Origin of the sequence: Aeromonas sp. FDAARGOS 1410, from assembly GCF_019048745.1 — a bacterium.
GTDB classification, from domain to species: domain Bacteria; phylum Pseudomonadota; class Gammaproteobacteria; order Enterobacterales; family Aeromonadaceae; genus Aeromonas; species Aeromonas jandaei.
The window spans coordinates 2,442,561-2,465,915 of the sequence record NZ_CP077401.1; the positions used below are offsets into that span (position 1 = coordinate 2,442,561).

The 23,355-nt window shown below is 59.7% G+C and carries 20 protein-coding genes; 10 read left to right on the forward strand and 10 right to left on the reverse strand.

The window, feature by feature from the left end; genetic code table 11:
* Positions 1-127 precede the first annotated feature (127 nt).
* Together I6L40_RS11430 and I6L40_RS11435 are read right to left on the reverse strand one after the other, a co-directional pair.
* Positions 128-1,171 (reverse strand): isopenicillin N synthase family oxygenase, encoded by a 1,044-nt coding sequence (locus tag I6L40_RS11430; protein ID WP_071914315.1) that lies wholly within the window; start codon positions 1,169-1,171, stop codon positions 128-130.
* 457 nt (positions 1,172-1,628) lie between these two features.
* On the reverse strand, positions 1,629-2,267 hold the full coding sequence (locus I6L40_RS11435) for an NAD(P)-dependent oxidoreductase (RefSeq protein ID WP_071914313.1): 639 nt from the start codon (positions 2,265-2,267) through the stop codon (positions 1,629-1,631).
* Between the two features lie 101 nt (positions 2,268-2,368).
* Here I6L40_RS11435 and I6L40_RS11440 point away from each other — a divergent pair, with 101 nt between their 5' ends.
* Positions 2,369-3,253 carry a LysR family transcriptional regulator gene (locus I6L40_RS11440; RefSeq protein ID WP_071914311.1) on the forward strand — a complete coding sequence of 295 codons (885 nt, stop codon included), beginning with the start codon at positions 2,369-2,371 and terminating at the stop codon, positions 3,251-3,253.
* A 28-nt stretch (positions 3,254-3,281) separates the two neighbouring features.
* On the opposite strand, the gene I6L40_RS11445 is transcribed toward I6L40_RS11440, so the two are convergent.
* From I6L40_RS11445 to I6L40_RS11455, 3 genes are read right to left on the reverse strand one after another with little or no spacing between them, the layout of a single operon-like run.
* Positions 3,282-4,508 carry a CynX/NimT family MFS transporter gene (locus tag I6L40_RS11445; RefSeq protein ID WP_143241840.1) on the reverse strand — a complete coding sequence of 409 codons (1,227 nt, stop codon included), beginning with the start codon at positions 4,506-4,508 and terminating at the stop codon, positions 3,282-3,284.
* Positions 4,505-5,404 (reverse strand): pirin family protein, encoded by a 900-nt coding sequence (locus tag I6L40_RS11450; protein WP_216994275.1) that lies wholly within the window; start codon positions 5,402-5,404, stop codon positions 4,505-4,507. The genes I6L40_RS11445 and I6L40_RS11450 overlap by 4 nt, the downstream gene beginning before the upstream one ends.
* 59 nt (positions 5,405-5,463) lie before the next feature.
* Positions 5,464-6,201, reverse strand: a complete 738-nt coding sequence (locus I6L40_RS11455; protein WP_041210334.1) for an isochorismatase family protein — start codon at positions 6,199-6,201, stop codon at positions 5,464-5,466.
* A gap of 192 nt (positions 6,202-6,393) precedes the next feature.
* Between I6L40_RS11455 and I6L40_RS11460 the strand changes: the two genes are divergently transcribed.
* Positions 6,394-7,329 (forward strand): LysR substrate-binding domain-containing protein, encoded by a 936-nt coding sequence (locus tag I6L40_RS11460; protein ID WP_216994276.1) that lies wholly within the window; start codon positions 6,394-6,396, stop codon positions 7,327-7,329.
* A 6-nt stretch (positions 7,330-7,335) separates the two neighbouring features.
* Here I6L40_RS11460 and I6L40_RS11465 read toward each other — a convergent pair whose 3' ends face one another.
* Positions 7,336-8,244: a LysR substrate-binding domain-containing protein gene (locus tag I6L40_RS11465; protein WP_216994277.1), complete on the reverse strand. Its 909-nt coding sequence runs from the start codon at positions 8,242-8,244 to the stop codon at positions 7,336-7,338.
* A 305-nt stretch (positions 8,245-8,549) separates the two neighbouring features.
* Here I6L40_RS11465 and metE point away from each other — a divergent pair, with 305 nt between their 5' ends.
* Both metE and I6L40_RS11475 read left to right on the forward strand, forming a co-directional pair.
* Entirely contained in the window at positions 8,550-10,814 is a 2,265-nt protein-coding gene (metE, locus tag I6L40_RS11470) for a 5-methyltetrahydropteroyltriglutamate--homocysteine S-methyltransferase (protein ID WP_216994278.1), read from the forward strand.
* A gap of 176 nt (positions 10,815-10,990) precedes the next feature.
* Complete coding sequence (locus I6L40_RS11475) at positions 10,991-11,740, forward strand: ABC transporter substrate-binding protein (RefSeq protein WP_071914301.1); 750 nt, start codon at positions 10,991-10,993, stop codon at positions 11,738-11,740.
* Positions 11,741-11,838: 98 nt separating this feature from the next.
* Here I6L40_RS11475 and I6L40_RS11480 read toward each other — a convergent pair whose 3' ends face one another.
* Together I6L40_RS11480 and I6L40_RS11485 are read right to left on the reverse strand one after the other, a co-directional pair.
* The gene (locus I6L40_RS11480) at positions 11,839-12,954 is read right to left on the reverse strand and encodes a glycosyltransferase family 9 protein (protein WP_216994279.1); all 1,116 of its coding nucleotides are present in this window, start codon (positions 12,952-12,954) and stop codon (positions 11,839-11,841) included.
* A gap of 70 nt (positions 12,955-13,024) precedes the next feature.
* Complete coding sequence (locus tag I6L40_RS11485; protein ID WP_071914297.1) at positions 13,025-13,906, reverse strand: LysR family transcriptional regulator; 882 nt, start codon at positions 13,904-13,906, stop codon at positions 13,025-13,027.
* Positions 13,907-14,063: 157 nt separating this feature from the next.
* On the opposite strand from I6L40_RS11485, the gene I6L40_RS11490 reads away from it, so the two are divergent.
* From I6L40_RS11490 to I6L40_RS11510, 5 genes are all read left to right on the forward strand, one after another.
* Entirely contained in the window at positions 14,064-15,497 is a 1,434-nt protein-coding gene (locus tag I6L40_RS11490; protein ID WP_021231363.1) for a glycoside hydrolase family 1 protein, read from the forward strand.
* 201 nt (positions 15,498-15,698) lie between these two features.
* The gene (gene ycaO, locus I6L40_RS11495) at positions 15,699-17,459 is read left to right on the forward strand and encodes a 30S ribosomal protein S12 methylthiotransferase accessory factor YcaO (RefSeq protein ID WP_216994280.1); all 1,761 of its coding nucleotides are present in this window, start codon (positions 15,699-15,701) and stop codon (positions 17,457-17,459) included.
* A gap of 392 nt (positions 17,460-17,851) precedes the next feature.
* Positions 17,852-18,700, forward strand: coding sequence for a formate transporter FocA (focA, locus tag I6L40_RS11500; RefSeq protein ID WP_041210327.1), 849 nt, complete (start codon positions 17,852-17,854; stop codon positions 18,698-18,700).
* 46 nt (positions 18,701-18,746) lie between these two features.
* Positions 18,747-21,029, forward strand: coding sequence for a formate C-acetyltransferase (gene pflB / locus I6L40_RS11505; protein WP_033114694.1), 2,283 nt, complete (start codon positions 18,747-18,749; stop codon positions 21,027-21,029).
* Between the two features lie 75 nt (positions 21,030-21,104).
* Positions 21,105-21,371, forward strand: coding sequence for a hypothetical protein (locus I6L40_RS11510; RefSeq protein WP_216994281.1), 267 nt, complete (start codon positions 21,105-21,107; stop codon positions 21,369-21,371).
* 145 nt (positions 21,372-21,516) lie between these two features.
* Here the strand turns inward: I6L40_RS11510 and I6L40_RS11515 are convergent, their stop codons facing one another.
* Positions 21,517-21,951 carry a YcgN family cysteine cluster protein gene (locus tag I6L40_RS11515; RefSeq protein WP_042032055.1) on the reverse strand — a complete coding sequence of 145 codons (435 nt, stop codon included), beginning with the start codon at positions 21,949-21,951 and terminating at the stop codon, positions 21,517-21,519.
* A gap of 255 nt (positions 21,952-22,206) precedes the next feature.
* Complete coding sequence (locus tag I6L40_RS11520; protein WP_071914293.1) at positions 22,207-22,692, reverse strand: cell division inhibitor; 486 nt, start codon at positions 22,690-22,692, stop codon at positions 22,207-22,209.
* A gap of 230 nt (positions 22,693-22,922) precedes the next feature.
* On the opposite strand from I6L40_RS11520, the gene I6L40_RS11525 reads away from it, so the two are divergent.
* Complete coding sequence (locus tag I6L40_RS11525; RefSeq protein ID WP_043852128.1) at positions 22,923-23,120, forward strand: DUF4250 domain-containing protein; 198 nt, start codon at positions 22,923-22,925, stop codon at positions 23,118-23,120.
* Positions 23,121-23,355: the final 235 nt, after the last annotated feature.

The following is a 23,355-nucleotide window of genomic DNA, read 5'->3' on the forward strand; positions in this document are numbered from 1 at the left end:
TGATGGCCAGGCTCTGGCCATGACTGGTTGTGTTTTGTTGTTCGTTACATGTTGTGTTTTGTCTGGGCGGGTATATCCATGCTGCTTGTGGCTCATGCATATACCCGCCTAGGGATCTTTGCGCTGCTTAGGCCGGTACCGCTTCGCTCTCTGTGCGTGGGAGGCGCGCTGGTTCCACCGGCCCATAGTGACGCGCCGCCACATCCGGGTGGGAGCGCAGCCGCCCTTTCAACACGTTCTCCCCAACCTGATAGAAGAGCGGGTTGGTCGGGTCACTCTCCGGCCCTTTCGCCTGCGCGGCCAGCTCGGGGGAGAGGCTGAGTAGTGGCACGCTGGCATCGAGCCGCGCCGCCATAAAGAAGGCGCAGGAGAGGCGCGAGACGCCGGGCGGCGGGCTTACCACCCGATGCAGGGTCGCCTTGAGATAGCCGTTGGAGGCCAGCTCAAGCAGCTCGCCGATATTGACCACCAGCGCACCCGGCAGGGGGGGCGCGGAGATCCAGCCGTTGGCCGTCTCGACCTCAAGCCCCGAATGATTGTCCTGCATCACCAGCGTCAGGTAGCCGGGATCCTTGTGGGCGCCGACCCCCTGACTGCTGCCGCCCGCCTCTTGCCCCGGGTAATGAATCAGCTTCATGTGCTGGTAGGGGGCGCCGCGGATGCTGTCGTCAAACACGTTGGCCGGTTGCTCCAGCACCTCGGCAAAAGCGGCCAGCAGGGTGAGAGTGATGTCGCTCAGCCGATCCTGCCACGCCAGCAGATGGGCTTTCATCTCTGGCAGGGCGGTCGGCCACTGGTTGGGGCCGATCAGCCGCTGCCAGGGTTCACGGATCAGGGCCGCAGGCAGGGCTTGCGCCTCATTCATGATATCGAACTGCTCCCGCAGATCCGGCCGCGCTCGGGTCAGCTCGGCACCGACCCGGTTGTAGCCGCGAAAGTGGGGGCTGTTGACCATCTGCACTGCCAGCTTCTCCTGCTCCGGCAGGGCAAAGAAGCGCTCTGCCAGCGCCAGAGTCTCTCGCTGCTCGGCGTCACTCAGGCCATGCCCTGTCAGATAGAAAAAGCCGACGTCGCGGGCGGCCGCGGCCAGCCGGGCCAGCATAGGGCGACGCAGGTCGGGTGCCCCGTTGAGGGCAGCCAGATCGATGATCGGCAGTGGTGAATGTTCCATGTGCACCTCCTCACTCTTTCGTTATCTCTGGCGCCATCTCTTCTGCTGCCTCTGGTGCGGGCAGGCTTGATGAGCGGCAAACGGGATGGCGCGACAGTGTGGCGGTATGCGCTTGCGGTGTGGCGCCATCTGGAATGAAGGGGATGCTACTGTTCGGTGTTATAAGACGGAAACAACAAATTATTCTTAGTTATATACAAAATTCGAAATGGAATTCGGCGCTTGATGGGCTGACGGGTTTTTGCGCAGCCATTGCGGGGTAAAGGTGAAATAAAGGTGAAATGATGAGGGGGAGAGTGATAACCAGAGGCAAGCTACCAGCGGCGATAATGACCAAAACAGAAAATGGCCAAAACAGAAGGGAGGCGGATGCCTCCCTTCTGTTTGCGCGGGTGTTCACCTGACCGGGTGCTCAGGCGAGTGACCGCGCATTCTGGCCTTAACCGGTTGCTGGCTCTCAGTAACCCAGGGTAAAGCGCTGGCGCAGGTGAGCCGGTTTTTCCACCTCGTTCAGCACGCCATCGGCCAGATCTCCGGCGGTGATCCCGGCAGGCTGTTCGCCACTAAAGAGCACCTGATCGCCACCAATCCGATAGCCGCCGCGCTTCTCACCCGGCTCCAGGAACACCGGAGGAGAGACAAAGCGCCAGTCGAGGGCGGTTTCACGACGCAGGGCGGTGAGACCGTCGCGGGCCGCCAGCGCCCCCTGTTTCCACTCGGCCGGAAACTCCGGGGTATCCACCAGTTGTACGCCGGGGGCGACCTCCAGACTGCCGGCGCCACCTACTACCAGCAGCCAGCTGTTGGCCGCTTTGGCTGCTGCGACAATCGCGTTGGCACCCTTGAGGTACTGGTCGTAGATATCCGGTGTGGTCCAGCCCGGGTTGTAGGCGCTGATCACCCGATCGTGCCCCTTGAGCACCTCGGCCAATGCCTGCGGGTTTTGGGCATCCACCGCCACGGCGGTGACCTGCGGATGGGCGGCCACCTTGCTGACATCGCGGACGATGGCGGTGACGTGATGGCCACGGTTGATAGCCTCGCTCAGGATGGCTGAACCGACAAAACCACTGGCACCGATCAGGGCAATCTTCATGGGGAACTCTCCTTCACTGTTGGAATGGGGCTATCCTACGCCGCCAGTTATGATTTAATAATCGCCTATAAAATGCATTAACTTGTAAGCTGGATTTAATAATGGAGCAGCTCAGACGTTACGCCATCTTCGCCGCCGTGGTGGAGGCGGGCAGCATGACAGGGGCGGCCAAATCCCTCGGCATGACCCCCTCTGCCGTCAGTCAGCATATCAGCCAGCTGGAGAGCCTGCTCGGGCTGCCCCTGCTCCATCGCTCCACCCGTCGCCTTAGTTTGACCGAGGCGGGAGAGGTGGTGTGGCAAGGGTGCCGAGCGTTGCAGCAGACCCTGAGCGAGACCGAACTGCGCCTCTCGGAGGTGCGCGACGCCCTGCTCGGTGAAGTGCGGATCACCGCCCCGGTGGGGATGGCGGGCCAGCCGCTGGCCCTGGCATTGTCCCCGCTGTTGCAGGCCCACCCCGGCCTCACTATCCAGATCATCGCCGACGACGAGAAACGGGATCTGATAGCCGAGCGGATCGACGTGGCATTGCGGGTCGGCACCTTGCCAGATTCGACCCTGGTGGCCCGCAAACTGGGACAAACCCGGATGCTGCTCTGCGCCGCTCCCGCCTATCTGGCGCGCAAGGGAACGCCGCGCACGCCCGCCGATCTGGCCACCCACGACTGGCTCTGCGGCGACATGCTGGGCAACGGTTTGCTGCTGCTTGACGAGAAGGGGGGTGAGCACAGGGTGAGGTTCAAGGCCAAGGTGCTCTGCAACAACGTGTTGCCCCTGCGCCAGTTTGCGCTGGCGGGGCAGGGGATCTCGCTACAACCGGAGGGAGAAATTGGCGAGGATCTGGCGCAGGGGCGTCTGCTCGAACTGCTGCCCGGTTTTCGGGTTGCGCCGATGGAGATCCACGCCATCACGCCGCAGCGGGAGATCCCGGAGAAGGTGCGGCGGGTGGTGGAGGCGCTGCGCAGCTACTTCGCAGGCGCCTCCTGACACATATCAATGCGGCTTGGCCTGGCTGTCAGTTGGGCTCTTGCCCGCCAACGAACGGGCGGCGCCACAGATAGAGTCCGATTGCCAGCAGCAAGCCGCCCAGAAAGAGCCAGCGAGCGCTCCCCCATTGGCCGTTGTCCGTCATCAGGGCCGCCAGCAACAGGGGGCCAAGCAGCTGACCGAGGTTGGCGAGCTGGACAAAAAATCCCTGCACGATGGCCAGTTGTACCGGCCCCTGACTCACTCCCTGTGCTGACGAGAGGATAGCCGGCGGCGCCATACCACCCGACAGGGAGAGGACGAGGCACAATCCATAGGCCCACCACGGCGACAGGCCGGGCCAGAAGGCGAGCATGCCGCACAGCGCCATCAGACTCAGTGCCCAGCAGATGAGCCGATCTCGCGCCACGCCCCGGCGCAGCAGCCATGCCCCCATCAGGTTGCCGGGAATATTGGCGACCACCGCCAGCGCCGAGAGCAGGGCGATCTGGCTTTGGCCAATCCCGGGAGTGCCTTGCAACATGGTTGGCAGCCAGACAAAGAGCGCCCATAGCATCAGGCTGTAGAGCGTGAACGCCAACCCGTAGCGCCAGAGAGCCTTCTGCCGGAGCACCGTGAGTTGGCGCAGCGGGTGGCCCGAGTTGATCGAGTGTTGGGGTGCCCAGACCCGCAGTTTATCTGCCGAGCGACTGGCGAGCAGAAGCAGCAGGGCCGAGAGTTGCAGAGCCATCAGGATCAGCCAGGCCAGTCGCCAGCCACCTTGCGCCGTGAGCCAGGGGGTGAGCAGCATACCCGCCGCCGCACCGAGGGGCAGGTTGACCGCCCACAGACTCAGGGCCAGTCGCTTATCCTCCTCCCGGGTCACCGCCACGATAAAGGCGGGCATGGCCACCGAGACCAGCAAAAAGCCAATCCCCTCGACAATGCGCGACAGCAGCATCATGGCCAGCCCGGTGGCGGGCAGTGCCAACGCCCCGCCTGCCACGATAACCAGCAGCCCGACAACCCCGGTTTGCCGCCCACTCCAGCGAGTCAGCAACAGGCCGAGAAAGAGGCTGCAGAGGATCGCCAGCGTATTGAAAGCCGAGGCGAGATAGCTGGCTTCAACCAGTGTCAGCCCCAGCTCGCTGCGCAGTATGCCGAGCACGGCGGGCACTTTGCCAAGGCAGAGGGCGCCGCTAGCACCGGCGAAAATGGCGAGGAAGACCAGAGGCCAGCGCGTGCTTTGTGGCTGGTGGCCAGCGAGCGTGTTCATGGCTGAAATTGGCCGTTGTGCAGCCACTCATCGTTGAGCTGGCCAAATTCGCCGCGCTGATAGGCATGCAGCCGATCCGCAATGGCGTCGTGGCTGTTCATCACGAAGGGGCCATGTTTGACCAGGGGTTCATTGAGCGCCTGGCCTGAGAGCTGCACGAAGTGACAGCGCTCGGTGGCTTCAAGCTGCAGAGCCACCGCCTCGCCGCCGTCGGCAGGGAGGCTTATCCCCATCCCGTGACTTGCCGGGATGAGGTGCCGCTCTCCCTCAGCCTGCAGGGTCAGCGATCCGGTCAGGGGATAGATCATGGCATTCCAGCCAGCCGCCAGCAGATGGGTGAAGCGGCTACCTGCCTCGCTATTGCCATCGAGCAGGGTAAAGGGTTGGGGCAGTTCTGCCGAGTGTGGTGCCGTTATGTCGTTGCTGTGGCCTGCGACCACCCGTACTCGCACCCCTTCGCCATGAAATTCGGGGATGGTGGCAGCGGCTGCGTGGACGGCAAAAGGCGACATCATCTTTTGACGGGCAGGCAGGTTGACGAAGATCTGCAGGGCGTGGACATAGGGCGATGCCCCCTCCGGCTGCTCGGTATGCACGGCCCCGCGCCCGGCCGCCAGCCAGTGGAGCGCTCCCGGTTCGATGGGGCCCTGATTGCCGAGGGAGTCGTAGTTGACGTGGGGGCTCGTCGAATCCTCGAACAGATAGGTGACGGCAGAGATCCCGGCGTGGGGGTGGGGCTCGAAGGTGGGGGCGGTCATCTGGAAGTGATCCACCATCACCACGGGGTCTATCAGACCGTTGAAAAAGTGTTCGCCAAAATGGCTGGCTGCAAAGCCGCTGCCAATGCGCAGCGGTTGGCCCTTGACGGGGTCGGAGAGAGTCAGGCGTCTGGTCATCGATATAACCTCTTGAAGACAAAAGAAGCCTTCGGTCATCTGACCGAAGGCGAGGCGAGTTACGACTTCTTGGCACCCTCTTGCATCTGCCACACCAGGGTGGCGAAAGGCATGTCGAGGGCGCTGTAGACATCGTGCGCCTTGGGGTCGACGTTGCTACGCAGCATCTCGACCGCGGCGGAGGCGTAGTCGGTGACCGGGATACCGGCCCCCAGCAAGCGTTGCAGCCCAGTGGTGCGCTTGGCTTCGTTGAAGGTGCCGGAGGCGTCGAGTACCACCCGGGCATCATAGCCGGCAGCCTTGGCAGAGAGGGCCGGGAAGCTGGCGCAGATCTCGAGGGATACCCCGGCGATGATCAGCTGTTTGCGGCCGGTCTTCTCAATGGCGGCGCGCACGGCAGGATCGTCCCAGGCGTTGATGACGGTGCGGTTGATCACCTTCACATCCGGCAGGGCACTGGTCAGTTCAGGCATGGTGGGGCCCCACATCCCATCGGGCATGGTGGCGGTCACGATCACCGGCACGCCGAGGGCGCGGGCGGCGTTGGCCAGCGCCACCACGTTGTGCTTGAGCTCGCCCACCGTGGTGTCGCGCACGCCGCTCAGCAAGCCGACCTGATGGTCGACCAGCAGCAGTACCGCATTGTCTCGGGAGAGCATCTCCAGATAGCGGTTCGGTGATACGGTCGGATGGCTGGCAGCCTCGGCGGCCATGGCCGGTGTCGCTGTGGTGGCCAGCGTGGCGGTCAGGGTCGCCAGACCGAGCAGGGTGGCAGAGCAGATTTGTCGCAGTTTCATGGTGAACTCCTTGTGATATCGGAACAGTCAAACGGCCCTTGTTGGTGGGGCGGATTGCCCGCGCAGCAACCGTCTGATGGGGACAGGGTCATTATGATGGCTGCAAAAATGGCGACAATCTGGTGAAATAGGCTCTTATCGTTCTATCAATGGAACGATGTAAATGCACCTCACCCTGACCAAGGCAGCCCGATGACACCACTGGAACTTGATTTGAATGATCTCTATCTCTTCACCCATGTGGTGCAGCGGCAGGGATTCACCGCTGCCGCGCGGGCACTTGGCGTACCCAAGTCGCGGATCTCGCGCCGGATCAGGCTGCTGGAGGAGCGGCTGGATACCCGGCTGCTGCAACGTACCTCGCGTCAGCTCAGCCTGACCGATGCCGGTGAGGTGCTCTATCGCCACTGTCAGGCGATGCTGGCCGAGGCGCAGGCCGGAGAGGCGGCTGTGCGGCAACGGCAGCAGGAGCCGAGCGGTCTGGTACGGATCAGCGTACCCATTACCATCGCCGATGCGCTGCTTGCCCGCTTGCTGCCCGCTTTCATGGCGCAATACCCCAAGGTGAGGCTCGCCGTGCAAGCCAGCAATCGGCAGGTGGATCTGCTGGAGGAGGGGCTGGATGTGGTGATCCGCGGGGTGGCCTTCGAGCAGCCCCCCTCCAGTCTGGTGCAGGTACCGCTCTGCACGGTGCAGTGGGGCGTGTTGGCGACCCCGACGTGGCTCTCGTGCCACGGTGCATTGATGCATCCGCGCCAGCTGGAGGGAGAGGATGCCCTGCTCTTCAGCTCGCTGGAGCGTCAGGCTGACCTGCTGCGGCTGCGGCACGATAGTGGGGAGAGTGAGGAGGTGGCGGTCAATGTGCTGTTGCGCAGCGACAATATGCAAACCCTCAAGCAGGCGGCGCTGGCGGGGCTAGGAATGGTGGGCTTGCCACTTTACGCCTGCGTGAATGAGTTGGCGGATGGGCGGCTGCAACAACTGTTGCCCGAGTGGCGTCCCAAAGATGGCAAGCTGGTGATGCTCTACCCAGCGCGGCGCGGCCTGTCACCTGCGGTCAGAGCCCTCATCGATTTTATCAAGGCAAAGTTGCCTGCACTGCTGGCTGAGGTCGGTCAGCCACGCTGAGGAGGGCTATCCCTCCATCTTGGTGCGAATGCGCTCGAACAGGCTCTGCAGGCAGGCTTGATCCCGATCGGCGGCCCGCACTGCACCATACATATGGCGACGAATACCGCTCCCGAGGGGGCGGGCGCAGAGCATCCCCTGTCTGACAAACTCGTCGCTGGCCCAGCGCGGCAGGGCGGCGACCCCGAGTCCTGCTGCGGCCATCTGCAGCATCACCGAGGTGTTGTCCACCGGCTTGCAGCGGGCGGGCTCCACCCCGGCGGGTTGCAAAAAGCGGCTGAAGATATCTATGCGGCTGCGCTCCACCGGGTAGACCAGCAGCACCTCCGGCACCAGATCGCCCGGCTCGATGCGGCTCTGGTGGCAGAGGGGGTGATCCGGCGCCATCACCAGAGTCAGATCGAAGGAAAACAGCGGCTCGAAGTGGAGATCGCCGCGGGCCTGCACATCGGAGGTGAGCAGCAGATCGAGTTGACCGCCGAGCAGGGCATTGATGGCATCAAAACCCGGCACCGACTCCACCTCCAGATCCACGCCGGGCCACTGGCGGCGAAATTCCGGCAACAGCGGCAGCAGCCACTGGATGCAGCTGTGGCAATCGAGCGCCAGATGCAGCCTGCCCGCATCGCCGCTCTGTAGGGCCTGCAGCTGCTTCTCGGTCTGGGCCAGGGCGGGCAACACCTGACGGGCGAGGGCGAGCAGCTGGCTGCCCGCTGCGGTCAGCACCAGCGGGCGGCTCTTGCGCAGGTAAAGCTCCAGATTGAGACGGGTCTCCAGCTCTTTGAGCTGGTGGGAGAGGGCGGACTGGGTGAGGTTGAGGGTCAGCGCCGCACCGGCCAGCGAGCCCTGTTCGGCCAGCGCGGTCAATGTTTTCAAGTGTTTGATCTCTATCCCTGCATTGCTTGGCACTGCCATAAGATGGCTCCTTGTGAGATTGCGTCTGGCGCTGATAATGCTGTAGGCGGTGGCTTGGCCTTTAGCCTCCTGCGCCTCTTTATCCTGCCTTCTTGCTTGCTCCTGCACTTCTTTGCACATGCAAAATCGGCCTCTGTATCCTCGCGGTGAACCTGTTCGGCGGTCAGTTGAGGATTATTTGAGAGCCACTTGAAGAGGATTCAATAGCCAGCGTCACCTTATCTTGTCATTTTGGATGTGTAAACATCTGGATGGCTAAATCATCCAGTTTCCCATCAGATGAATGAGCATAAGGAAATGAACCTATGACACGAGCACACACCCTGGGCTTCCCCCGTATCGGCGCCAAGCGCGAGCTGAAATTTGCCCTCGAATCCTACTGGCGTGGCGAGACCACTCAGGCCGAACTCGTTGCCGTGGGCAAGACGCTGCGTGAGCGCCACTGGCAGGCCCAGCACGGCGCCGGGGTCAATCTGCTGCCGGTGGGCGACTTTGCCTGGTACGATCAGGTGCTCGGCACCAGCCTGCTGGTGGATGCGGTGCCTGCCCGTCACCGTCATGGCGAGACCGATCTCGACACCCTGTTCCGGGTGGCCCGCGGCCGTGCGCCGACCGGCCCGGCGGCGGCCGCCGCCGAGATGACCAAATGGTTCAACACCAACTATCACTATCTGGTGCCGGAATTCAGCCGTGATCAGCGCTTCAAACTGGGCTGGAGCCAGCTGTTTGACGAGGTAGAAGAGGCCAAAGCGCTGGGGCTGCCGGTCAAGGCGGTGCTGCTGGGGCCGGTCTCTTACCTCTGGCTTGGCAAGGAGAAAGAGAGTGGCTTCTCTCGCCTTGAACTGCTCGATCGCCTGCTGATTGTCTATCAGGAGATCCTGGCCAAGTTGGCCGCCCAAGGGGTGGAGTGGGTACAGATCGATGAGCCGGCGCTGACGCTGGACTTGCCGGACGAGTGGCGCCTCGCCTACCTCAACGCCTACGAGCGCCTCGCGGGCCCCTGCAAGCTGCTGCTCACCACCTATTTCGGCTCGGTGGCCCATCAGCGCGACATTATCACCAGCCTCAAGATAGATGGCCTGCATCTGGATCTGGTGGCTGCCCCCGAGCAGCTGGAGACCCTGGTGCCGCATCTGCCCGCCCAGTGGGTCATCTCCGCCGGGGTGATCAACGGCCGCAACGTCTGGCGTGCCAATCTGTCCAAGCTGGCGCCGACTCTGAAGGCACTGAAAGCCAGACTCGGCGAGCGGCTCTGGGTGGCCTCATCCTGTTCCTTGCTGCATAGCCCGGTGGACTTGACCCTGGAGCAGGAGCTGGATCCCCAGACCCGCAGCTGGTTCGCTTTCGCCCTGCAAAAATGCTTCGAGCTGGGACTGCTCAGAGAGTATCTGGATGGGGGAGAGCTCGACAAAATCACCGCCTACAGCCAGCCCATCGTGGATCGGGAGTCTGACAGCCGGGTGCACAAGAAGGCGGTGCAGTCACGGCTCGCCAGCCTCACCAACAGCGATTTTGATCGCCACAACCCCTATCCGGTCAGGGCCGAGCTGCAGCGCTCGGATCTCAAGCTGCCGCTGCTGCCCACCACCACCATCGGCTCCTTCCCGCAGACCTCGCAGATCCGGGTATTGCGGCAGGATTGGCGCGCCGGTCGCATCGATGACAGCGCCTACGAGGCGGGCATTAAGGCGGAGATCCGCGATGCCATCGCGCGTCAGGAGGCCATCGGGCTGGACGTGCTGGTACATGGCGAGGCCGAGCGCAATGACATGGTGGAGTATTTCGGTGAACTGCTGGATGGCTTTGCCATCACCCGTTTCGGCTGGGTACAGAGCTATGGCTCCCGCTGCGTCAAGCCGCCGGTGATCACCCGCGACATCGACCGCCCGACCCCCATGACGCTCGAATGGACCCGATTTGCCCAGAGCCTGACCGACAAGCCGGTCAAGGGCATGCTGACCGGTCCTGTGACCATCCTCTGCTGGTCCTTCCCGCGCGAAGACGTGAGCCGCGAGCAATCCGCCCTGCAAATCGGGCTGGCCATTCGCGATGAGGTGGCAGATCTGGAAGCCGCTGGCATCAAGATCATCCAGATCGACGAACCGGCGATCCGCGAAGGTTTGCCCCTGCGTAAGCAGGATCATCAGGCTTATCTCGACTGGGCGGTGCGCGCCTTCCGTCTGAGCGCGAGCCCGGTGGCGGACAGCACCCAGATCCACACCCACATGTGCTACAGCGATTTCAACCTCATCATCGAGGCGGTGGCGGCGTTGGATGCGGATGTGATCACCATCGAGACCAGCCGCAGCCAGATGCAGCTGCTCGAAGCGTTCGAACGCTTCAACTACCCCAACGAGATTGGCCCGGGCGTCTACGACATCCACTCGCCAAATGTGCCGAGCCAGAGCTGGATTGAGGGGTTGCTGCGCAAGGCCGCCAAACAGATCCCGGCCGAGCGGCTCTGGGTCAACCCGGATTGCGGCCTCAAGACCCGCGGCTGGGAAGAGACGGAAGCCGCCCTCAAGGTGATGGTCGATGCCACCAAGGCACTGCGTGCCGAGCTGGCGTAACCGGCAAGCCGTGACCGCTATCGGTAAGGTGGCGTGCTGAAAAACGAACGAGAGAGGGGAAGCCACTGCTTCCCCTCTCATTTTTCGTTGGCCACTTTTTCCACAGGATCCTGAACCTTGCTGCAGCCCGCTTTGCACTAGGCTCAGAGTTGGCAGGAGTGGATGGAGTCGCGGCCATGGGTGTTGGTATTAGGATCGCAATCCTGTGGGGATTGCTGATGTGGCAGAGTGTCTGGGCGGTGCCAGCGGCCGAGTTGAAGATGGTCTATTTTGACGACTTTGCCCCATATTCGTGGCGTGACGAACAGGGGAATATGCGCGGGCTGATGATCGATGTGATGGAGCGGGTGGTCGCGCAGATGGGGCTGCGGGTGCACCACGAAGGCTATCCGTGGCAACGGGCGCAGAAGATGGTGCGTCTGGCGCAGGCCGATGGTTTTGTGACCGTTGCCACCCGCGAGCGGCGCAGCTATACCCTGGTTGTGGAAGAGCCGGTCACTACGACGACCCTGACGATATTTACGCCGCGCGCTCATCCCCATATGCAAGAGTTCCTGCAAGCCAAACATCTGGGGGATCTCAAGGCGTTCACCTTTCTCGACTATCTGGGCAATGGCTGGGGCAAGGAGAACCTGGCCAGCTTCACCGTTCATCAGACCATCAATGTTGATAACGTCTTCAAAATGCTGGCTGCGGGTCGTGGGGACCTGATGGTAACAGACCCACTGGTCGCACGCTTCAAACTCAACAAGCTGGGGCTGGCCAATCAGGTGGTTGAAGTGCCACTGGTGCTTGAGTCGACACCGTTTAACCTCTGCATCGGCAAACACTCCCGCTTCAATACTCGGATCACCGAGTTCAACAGGGCTTTGCAGCAGTTGCGGCAAAGTGGCGAGCTGGCGCGCATTGAAGCCCGCTATCGTTGAACCCTGATGACACAAGTCGTTTCAACCTGGGGGCTAAAAACGAAAGAGGGAAGGAGCAAGCCTTCCCTCTTTCGCTGCATCAACGACAAGCACCGGGATTAGCACGCTTGCTGCAGATTGAGTGGCTGGGGGGCGGATTGTTCGATAAACAGTGGCGCGGACGGCAAGGATGGGCGCTCACGCTCCAGCACCCTGTTTAGCCACTGGCGGTCGAGGGCGATCTGGTTGCGAACAGTCACCACCAGATTGTGGTGCTGGGCACCGAGGCAGCCGTAGTGGCGCGGATCTGTCTGGGTAAAGAGGCCAAGACAAGGGACACCACTGGCGGCGGCCAGATGCAGCGGACCGGTATCGCAACTGACAAAGAGAGTGAGCCCAGCGGTGACGGCCGCAAATTCGCACAGACTGGTGAGCGAGAGGGTGGCATCGCCGACCAGAGGCAGTGGCGCTGCCGGGTCGTTGAACTGGATCATCACCGCATCGGGAGCTTGCCGGCGCAATTGGGCCAGCAGTCGTTGCCACTGAATGGGGGAGAGCCCCTTGCCTTTGCGGGCGCCGGTAAAAAAGCCGATAAGCGGTTGCCCCGGGTGCGCTCTGGCCAGCTCCGCCAGCTGGGGATGGCAGGTCGCCATGGGCAGTCCCAGCGCTATCTGCTGCTCGGGACCCGCATCCACACCCAGCAGGCGCAGCGGGCGGTAGGCGTAGTGGCGATCTTCTTCGATGGGGTCCGGACGGGCGAAGATCGCATCCCCTTTGGCATCGTCAAATCCCCGTTTTTCGCAGCCACGCACCCAGGCGGCCAGCAGGTGGTCGGTGCTGGAGGCGAACGGCACATATACCCGGTCGTAGCGCTGCTGGCGCAGTTGCCAAAGGGCGGGCAGGGCACTGATCAACCCTTTCCCCTGCAATCTGATCAGATGAATGCGGTGCAGGTTGAGGGCAGTAAACAGGGGGAGCAGTGGCCCCTTGCTGCAAACCAGCTCGATCTCGGCGCCGGGGTGGGACTTTTGTACTTGCTGCAGGAAGGGGAGCAAAAAGAGGTTGTTGCCAATCCGGTTGTTGCTGCGAACCACAAGAATGCGGCGAGGGGGCGCTTCACCGGGTGGCAGCAGGGAGCCTCGGGCCAGCCAGGCGAGGAGCGAGCGTTCGATGCCGGATGTCCATTGGCGGCGCTGACCGTCGAAGCGGCGCAGTATGTCTCTGACTTTTTTCATGGGGGCGTACTCGGGCTGAGAAGAATGCCCCCTAAATAGACACAGGGATTCTTAAGAAATTATTAATTTTTTAATCAGAAAGGAGATTTTCCCCCGTTATGTGATCGGTAACCGTCTGCCAGAAGGCGTCAGCCAGTGGCGAGTGACTATTTGGCGGACGGATGAGGCCAATCGCCCAGCATGCCTCGCTCTCCGTTAAAGGCAGGGTGATCACATCCGGGTGCTCTATGGTGGTGGAGGAGGGCACCAGGGTCCAGGCGATCCCGGCGGCGGCGGTGGCGACGCCCGCTGCGAAGTCGTTTACGTACTGGATCCCCTGAAAGCGCAGCCCGCTCTGGGCCAGATAGTTCATCAGGTGATCGTAAAACGATGGCGCCTTGTCCCGGCGCAGGATTGCCAGCGGCTTATCCACCAGATCTGCCAATTTCCTCACCTCCCGATAGCTGGCGGGCAGCACGGCGACGAAGTGGGCTCGCTCGACCGGCATGGCGTGCCACCCCTTGGGGGCAGGCAGGCGGCAAAAACCGAGATCCAGCTTGCCCTCGCTCAGCGCCAGCAACTGGTGGTGGGTGGAGAGATCGTTGAGCTCAATGGTCACCTGCGGTCGCTCGGCGCGAAAGCGGGCGATGACCGCAGGCACCAGGATCTTGGTGGCCACGCCAAAACCGATACGCAGGGTGCCGACATTGCCCGCCAGCACATCGCGGGCGGTGCGGGAGAGCTGCTCGCTCTGGATGACCACTGCGCGGGCATCCTCATACAGCGCCCTGCCCAGTCCGGTGAGGCGAGTGGTACTGGCATTGCGCTCGAACAATTCGCCACCCAGCTCCTCCTCCAGCCGCCTGATCTGTTTGCTCAGGGCCGATTGAGTAACATGCTGGCGCACCGCCGCCTGGCCGAAGTGCAGTACCTCCCCCAGAGTGACGAAGGCTTTCAGATCCCGTAGCTCCACAGCGGCTCCTTTCATTCCTGTTAGGAATGTTGAGTGGTCATATTTGTCATTGGACGGAATTCTAGAACTGTTCGATGCTATTGCCAATTCAATTGGGTGCCGCCAGCCGGCGCAATCGAGGTGGCCAGGACCACCGCCGCAGAAGGAGCAACACCAGATGCATCACCACAAGTTCAACGACTTCCCGAGCGATTTTCTGTGGGGCGCCGCCTCCGCAGCCTATCAGGTGGAGGGAGGCTGGAATGCCGATGGCAAGGGGCCCTCGGTGTGGGATCTCTTCACCAAGCTGCCGGGCAAGACCTTTGAGGGGAGCAACGGCGATGTGGCGGTGGATCACTACCACCGCATGGAAGAGGACGTGGCGCTGATGGCCGAGATGGGGCTCAAGGCCTATCGCTTCTCGGTGAGCTGGCCGCGCATCTATCCCACCGGTCGGGGGGAGGTGAACGAGGCGGGTCTGGCTTTCTACGAGAAGCTGATCGACACCCTCTTGGCCCACCAGATTGAGCCGGTGCTGACCCTCTACCACTGGGATCTGCCGCAGGCGCTGCAGGATGAGTACGGCGGCTGGGAAGACCGACGCATTATCGAGGATTTCGAGCGCTACTGCGTAACCCTCTATCAGCGCTTTGCCGGCAAGGTGAAGTACTGGGTCTCCCTCAACGAGCAGAACTACAACCTGACCAACGCCTATCAGCTCGGCACCCATCCGCCTGCCGTGCAGGATCGCAAGCGCTTCTTTGCCGCCAACCACATCGCCTTTCTGGCCAATGCCCGGGTTATCAAGGCGTTTCGCCAGCATGTGCCGAATGGCTTGATTGGCCCGAGCTTTGCCTACTCTCCTGCCTATCCGGCATCGTGCGACCCGAAAGATATGCTGGCTTACGAGAACGCCGAGGAGTTCAACAACCTCTGGTGGCTGGACGCCTACTGCTTTGGCCGCTATCCGCAGGCGGCGCTCGCTTACTTGCGGGAAAACGGTGAGGCGCCCGAGATCCTGCCGGGCGATATGGAGTTGCTGCGCGAAGGGACGCCCGACTACATTGGCGTCAACTACTACTACACCCTGACCTACACCGATAACCCCTTGGGTGGTCAGACCCTGCAGCGGATCAACACCACCGGCAAGAAGGGCACCACGCCGTCCAGCGGCATTCCCGGCCTCTACAAGACGGCGCCCAATCCGCACCTTGAGACCAGCAACTGGGACTGGGCCATCGACCCGACCGGGATGCGCATCGCCCTGCGTCGCCTCTCTTCCCGTTACGGTTTGCCGCTGATGATCACCGAGAACGGCCTTGGCGAGTTCGACAAGCTGGAGGCGGGCGACAAGGTGAACGATGAGTACCGCATCGATTATCTGCGCAGCCACGTCAAGGCGTGCCAGGAGGCGATGCAGGACGGGGTGGAACTGCTCGGCTACTGCGCCTGGTCGTTCACCGACATCCTGAGCTGGCTCAACGGCTACCAGAAGCGTTACGGCTTCGTCTATGTAGAGCGTGACGAGCAGGGGGGCTCCCTTCGCCGGATCAAGAAGGCGAGTTTCCACTGGTACAGCCAGGTGATCGCCAGCCAGGGCAAGCAGCTCTGACGATGTATCGCTTTGCGTAACAAGCGGGCCCGGGTAATCCCCGGGCCCGTTTGCTTTGGTTGTCATCTTTGGCCGAGAGAGGAGAGGGGGCCGGAAGTGGGGTGCATTGCTTACCGTTTGCTGATTTTTGTCCTGCCAAAGCCGGCGACCCCTGCTATTATCTGCGGCCAAACATGAGCCAATAAAAATCAGGATATCGTGATGACTGACCACACTTTTATTCCCGGCAAGGACGCGGCGCTGGAAGACTCCATCGAACGCTTCCAGACCAAGCTGCAAGCCCTGGGCTTTGATATCGAAGAGGCCTCCTGGCTCAACCCCGTGCCGAACGTCTGGTCGGTGCATATTCGGGACAAGGAGTGCTCCCTCTGCTTTACCAACGGCAAGGGGGCCAGCAAGAAGGCGGCACTTGCCTCCGCTCTGGGTGAGTATTTCGAGCGTCTCTCCACCAACTACTTCTTCGCCGACTTCTATCTGGGCGAGCAGGTCGCCAACGGCGATTTCGTTCACTACCCGAACGAGAAGTGGTTCCCCATCGAAGGGGATCAACTGCCAGCTGGTCTGCTCGACAGCTTCACCCGCAAGTTCTACAACCCGGATGGCGAAGTGACCGCCGAGATGCTGGTGGATCTGCAATCGGGAAATGAGGAGCGCGGCATCGTCGCTCTGCCGTTCGAGCGCCAGTCCGATCACGAGACCGTCTACATCCCGATGAACATCATCGGCAACCTCTATGTTTCCAACGGCATGAGCGCTGGCAACACCAAGACAGAAGCGCGCACCCAGGCGCTCTCCGAAGTGTTCGAGCGCCACGTGAAGAACAGGATCATCGCCGAGGCCATCAGCCTGCCGTTGATCCCGGACGAGGTCATTGCCCGTTATCCGGGGATTGCCGCCTCCATCGCGGCGCTCGAAGCGGAAGGCTTCCCCATTTACAGCTTCGATGCCTCTCTGGGTGGCCGTTATCCGGTCATCTGCGTGGTGCTGCTCAACCCGAGCAATGGCACCTGCTTTGCCTCTTTCGGCGCCCACCCGCGCTTTGAAGTGGCCTTCGAACGTACCGTGACCGAGTTGCTGCAGGGCCGTGGTCTCAAGGATCTCGACGTGTTTGTGCCGCCCTCATTCGACAACGAGCAGGTGGCGGATCACCACAACCTCGAGACCCACTTCATCGACTCTTCCGGCCTTATCAGTTGGGATCTGTTCAAGGAAGAGGCCGACTTCGAGTTTGCCGACTGGGACTTCCGCGGCACCTCGCAGGAAGAGTTCGATCACCTGATCGGCATCTTCCACGAGCTGGAGCAGCCGGTCTATATCGCCGATTACGAGCACCTGGGCGTCTACGCCTGCCGTATCCTGGTGCCCGGCATGTCCAACATCTATCCGGCCGAAGATCTGCTGCTGGCCAACAACACCATGGGAGCCCATCTGCGCGAGACCATCCTGGCGCTGCCATCACTTGATTGGGATGCCGAGCAGTATATGGCGTTGTTTGATCAACTGGACGAAGAGGGGCATGACGAGCGTACGCGGGTGCGCGAGCTGCTGGGCATCGCTGCCGCCAAGGGCACCGCGCTGCACACCCTGCGTGTTGGCGAGCTGAAAGCCATGCTGGCGCTGGCTGCCGGTGAGCTGGAGACTGCTCTCGATCTCATCGATTGGACCATGGAGTTCAACCAGTCGGTGTTCCCGGCCGAACGTGCCAGCTACTATCGTGCCCTGCGCGCCTGCGTCGAGCTTTTCCTCGACGAGGAGCGCGACCCCGAGCAGTATCGCGCCGTGTTCACCCGTATGTATGGTGAGGAGACGCTGGCACAGGCCTGGGCCAACGCCAGTGGCGAAGCGCGTTTCCACGGGCTGGAGGCGGCTGACTTGTCGCTTTCCCAATTCCCGCTGCACCAGAAGCTGCTGGCGGCTTACGAGAAGCTGCAAAAGGCCAAGCGTGCCCATCAGTGGTCATAAATATACATTGACAATGTGTGAGTAAAGGAGGGGCCGGTTGGCCCCTTCTGTTTGATGCAGATAAGCGATGTCGTTGTTATTCAAAGATGAAATAAAAAACAAAAAATACCTCTAAGGGGGTTGCAGGCAGGGCAGGGGGCATGCTTCGGAACTGCAAAGATATCTTGCCAATGCATGGTTTATGTGGCGAACTATAAATTCTTTAAAATCATTACATTAAAAATCCAACACTTCTGTTTCAGCTGAAACCTGGTGTAAACTGGCGTAGCCATGCGGCTCAAATATTTGTAGTAAAATTACAATCGCACACTGATAAATTTGATCGATGTCAATTTTGGCCATTTGGCCCTTTGTTATGATTTCAACAGGCAAAACATTCAGGTAGATCATAATTGAAAGCTGAATCCCCATTCGATTGTCTCAAGCCCGAAGCCATCGCTGCACTGGCTGAAGACATCACCTACGCCAAGGCTACCAAGCCGGCATACAAGGTCATTCCACTGGCCATTACCGCAGGCGCTTTCATCGCCATCGCATTTATCTTCTACATCACAGTGACTACCGGAACCGGTTCCATGCCTTGGGGTATGGCCAAGCTGGTCGGCGGTCTCTGCTTCTCTCTCGGACTTATTCTCTGCGTACTGCTCGGTGCTGAGCTGTTCACCTCCACCACCCTGACGCTGGTAGCCAAAGCGGCCAACCGGATCAGCTGGGCCCAGCTGCTCAAGAACTGGGGGCTGGTCTACTTCGGCAACCTGATTGGCGGTCTGCTGATGGTGGCGCTGATCATCGTTTCTGCCGAGTACACAGCAGCGGACGGCCAGTGGGGTCTGAATGCCCTGAAAGTGGCTCAGCACAAAATTCACCACACCTTCTTCGAAGCGGTGGCGCTCGGTATCCTCTGTAACCTGATGGTATGTCTGGCTGCCTGGATGGCATTCGGTGCCCGCAGCGCGACTGACAAGGTAGTGGTTATGCTGCTGCCGGTTGCCATGTTCGTTGCCTCAGGTTTCGAGCACAGCATCGCAAACATGTTTATGATTCCGGTTGGCATCGCTATCCATAGCGTGGCTGGCCCGGAGTTTTGGCAGGCCATCGGCCAGGATCCGGCAACCTTTGCTGACCTGACCGTATCCAACTTCGTCCTACACAACCTCATCCCCGTGACCATCGGCAATATCATCGGTGGTGGCGTGATGGTTGGTCTGACTTACTGGTTTATCTTCCGTCGTCATCATTAAGGATGATTGCGGGATACTACATCAATACCGTGTGAGGTAATGAAAAATGGCAGAACTTAACGAACAGTTCCAAAAAGCATGGGAAGGCTTCGCGGCCGGTGAATGGCAGACCTCTGTCAACACCCGTGACTTCATCCAGAAGAACTACACCCCGTATGAAGGTGACGAGTCCTTCCTGGCTGGCGCGACCGAAGCGACCACCAAGCTGTGGGACAAGGTCATGGAAGGGATCAAAATCGAGAACCGCACTCACGCGCCGGTCGATTTTGATACTGACCTGCCCTCCACCATTACCGCACACGATGCCGGTTATATCGATCAGAGCCTGGAGCAGATCGTTGGTCTGCAGACTGACAAGCCGCTGAAGCGCGCCATCATCGCCAACGGCGGTATCAAGATGGTTAAAACTTCTTGCGAAGTGTACGGTCGTCAACTGGACCCGATGGTCGAGAAGATCTTCACCGAGTACCGCAAGACTCACAACCAGGGCGTGTTTGACGTTTACACCAAAGACATCCTGAACTGCCGTAAGTCTGGTGTTATCACCGGTCTGCCGGATGCCTACGGCCGTGGCCGTATCATCGGTGACTACCGTCGCGTCGCTCTGTACGGTATCGACTTCCTGATGGCCGACAAACTGGCCCAGTTCAAGTCCCTGCAAGCTGACTTGGAAAACGGCGTCAACTTGGAAGCTACCATCCGTCTGCGCGAAGAGATCTCCGAGCAGCACCGTGCCCTGGCACAGATGAAGGTGATGGCTGCCAAGTACGGTTGCGATATCTCCGTACCGGCCAAGAACGCCAAAGAAGCCGTACAGTGGACCTACTTCGCCTACCTGGCGGCAGTCAAGTCCCAGAACGGTGCAGCCATGTCCTTCGGTCGTACCTCCAGCTTCCTGGACATCTACATCGAGCGTGACCTGCAGAAAGGCCTGATCACCGAGCAAGAAGCCCAGGAGCTGATGGACCACATGGTCATGAAGCTGCGTATGGTTCGCTTCCTGCGTACCCCGGAATACGATTCACTGTTCTCCGGCGACCCGATGTGGGCTACCGAGACCCTGGCTGGTATGGGCGTTGATGGCCGTACCCTGGTCACCAAGAACAGCTTCCGTATGCTGAACACCCTGTACACCATGGGCCCGTCCCCTGAGCCGAACCTGACCATCCTGTGGTCCGAGAAGCTGCCGGTCGGTTTCAAGAAGTACTGTGCTAAGGTATCCATCGAGACCTCTTCCGTTCAGTACGAGAACGACGATCTGATGCGTCCGGATTTCAACAACGATGACTACGCCATCGCTTGCTGTGTATCCCCGATGATCGTTGGTAAGCAGATGCAGTTCTTTGGTGCTCGTGCCAACCTGGCCAAGACCATGCTGTATGCAATCAACGGTGGTATGGACGAGAAGCTCAAGATCCAGGTCGGTCCGAAAACCGAGATGGTCAAGTCCGAGTACCTCGACTACAACGACGTGATGGATCGTCTGGATCACTTCATGGATTGGCTGGCCAAGCAATACGTTGCTGCGCTGAACATCATCCACTACATGCACGACAAGTACAGCTACGAAGCCTCTCTGATGGCGCTGCACGACCGTGACGTATATCGCACCATGGCGTGTGGTATCGCGGGTCTGTCCGTAGCAGCTGACTCCCTGTCTGCTATCAAGTACGCCAAGGTCAAGCCGGTTCGTGACGAAGATGGCGTTGCCATCGACTTCGAAATCGACGGCGAATACCCGCAGTTCGGTAACAATGACGCTCGCGTCGATGACATCGCCTGTGACCTGGTTGAGCGCTTCATGAAGAAGATTCAGAAGCTGAACACCTACCGTGGTGCTGTTGCTACCCAGTCTGTTCTGACCATCACCTCCAACGTGGTATATGGCAAGAAGACCGGTAACACCCCGGATGGCCGTCGTGCCGGTGCTCCGTTCGGCCCGGGTGCCAACCCGATGCACGGTCGTGACCAGAAAGGTGCTGTTGCATCCCTGACTTCCGTTGCCAAGCTGCCGTTCGCTTACGCTAAAGATGGTATCTCCTATACCTTCTCCATCGTGCCGAACGCACTGGGTAAAGATATGGAAGCCCAGAAAGCCAACCTGGCTGGCCTGATGGACGGTTACTTCCACCACGAATCCAACGTAGAGGGTGGTCAGCACCTGAACGTTAACGTGATGAACCGTGAAATGCTGCTGGACGCCATGGAAAACCCGGAGAAATATCCGCAGTTGACCATCCGCGTATCCGGTTATGCCGTTCGCTTCAACTCTTTGACCAAAGAGCAACAGCAAGACGTCATCACCCGTACCTTCACCGCCGCTCTGTAATAGAGTCGCAGTGAGCAAAAACCGGCGCCAAGGCGCCGGTTTTTTTATGTCTCCATCTTGCCGGATTGGAGGGTTTTGTTAGTCTGCCTCTGCCTCTGCCTCTGCCTCTGCCTCTGCCTCTGCCTCTGCCTCTGCCTCTGCCTCTGCCTCTGCCTCTGCCTCTGCCTCTGCCTCTGCCTCTGCCTCTGCCTCTGCCTCTGCCTCTGCCTCTGCCTCTGCCTCTGCCTCTGCCTCTGCCTCTGCCTCTGCCTCTGCCTCTGCCTCTGCCTCTGCCTCTGCCTCTGCCTCTGCCTCTGCCTCTGCCTCTGCCTCTGCCTCTGCCTCTGCCTCTGCTTGGCATGAGTCTGATTGTGAGGGGCGGGCATGTGCATCATGCCCGTCAAATCAACGTGAATACTCTACCCGGATGGGCAGCATGTCTGGCAGAAACAACAAGGGCCGCACCATGTGCAGCCCTTGTTGTTTCAGATATTGCAGATTGAGCGCGTTAGCTGGCCCAGGTGATGATGTGGTCAATCCATTCACCCGCCTCATCTTCGTGGATCACCTTGCCACGTACGGATTGTCCCGCTTGATGCATGGCTGAACGGCTACCTGTCAGCAGGGGATGCCACTCTGGCAAGGGGTGCCCTTCGGCAAGCAGGCGGTAAGCGCAAGTGGAGGGGAGCCAGTCATACTCGGCAATCTTGTCGTGGGTGATCTGCAGGCAATCCGGTTCTTTCTTGAAGCGGTTCATATAGTCGGAGCACTGGCAGGTTTTGGTGTTGAGCAGGTTGCAGGCTACGTTGGTGAACACCAGCTCTTCGGTATCTTCATCGATCAGCTTGTTGAGGCAGCATTTGCCGCAACCATCGCAGAGGGATTCCCATTCGGATTCAGTCATCTGCTGCAGACTCTTGGTCTGCCAAAAGGGGGCTTGCATCATACCGCTCACTTAATACACCTGATAAAACGCGTGGTTATACCCCTTGTCCCCCGGCATTTCAAGATGAGCGTACCAATGGCGAGAAAATATGAGTGAACTCGATATATTGCCTGGAGCCATAAGGTGCCTGAGTTGGCGTCATGTTCATTGTACCGTCTGTTTTAACCATCTCTTTCCAGACTCTTTGAGTGCCTATCAACTTCACTCGAGTGGGGGTGAAGAAGGTGCTATCAAGAGGAGCTCGACCCTGGCTCAGTGATTGAGATAGATATCCTGCTCGCCATAACTCATCCGTTTACCGTTCACAGCAATACGTTTGGCGCCAAAGAAGCAGGCCAATATGCCTGACTGCTGGCCAAGACGCTGTAATTTTGCGTGATCCAGCTCGATCTGTTCGGGCAGCCAGGTAAAGACCGCTGCACAATGCCCCTGACAAAGGCTACGCTCCAGTGTCTGTTGCCAGTTCTTGATTTTCGGGCTGTGTACGATCAGCACCCGTTTCGGGTCTATACCACGCTCTTGCAAGCGGTTGGCCGCAGGACGGCCGGGTGGGGCGATCAACAGGATCCATCCGGTATGGTTGTTACCGATGCGGGTCAATTCATCCAGAAACTGTTCGTCAGAGTGAATACGCACGTTGGCTGTGGCCGATCCCGCTTTGCAGAGGATCCTTGTTGGCCATGGACGGCTGATGGTGCTGCTCATTACGACAGAGGGAGAGTGCAGAGTCTGGTTCATATTCTTTATCCTGTATGAAAATACAAGCTGTATGCGCATACAGTAGTTCTGTTCTGGGTACCTGACAAGTTGTTTTTAAAGAAATATGTGATCGCTACGATGCAAATATCCTTTAAGCGATTGATTTTAAATAGGTACATATTCTATTGAATGGTGGTGTTTTTTTGTTCTATGGACAAACGCTGGTGTACCACCCATGGTTATACAGGTCGTCAAGAGGAGGAGCCGAGATGGATATCAGCACGTTGCAGCGTCTGGATGCCAACATTTTGCTGGGCATCATCAATGAGAAATTGCGGCTTGAATGTGATGGATTGGAGGAGTTGCTGGCCTATTACGACATGAGTGAGGAGCAGCTGGCGGTGCGGTTGGGCCAGATTGGATATCACTATGATCCTTTGAGCAATCAGTTCAAGGCACACACCTGATGGTGCAATGCAGGTTTCATATTTGCCTTGTAGCATATATCGGCGCATTGAAATCGCTTTCAATGCGCCGTTTCAGTGTCTATTTTCAAGGATTTTCAAAGCCTGGCAATCGTTGAAAACCTATTCACGTTATTTTATTTTAACTTTAAACATAACCTATTGATAAAGGTGGTTATTTTTTATGAATGGCAACGAGTAAAAGGAAAGGGTTTTCACGCTTTCGGGGCGGTTTTCA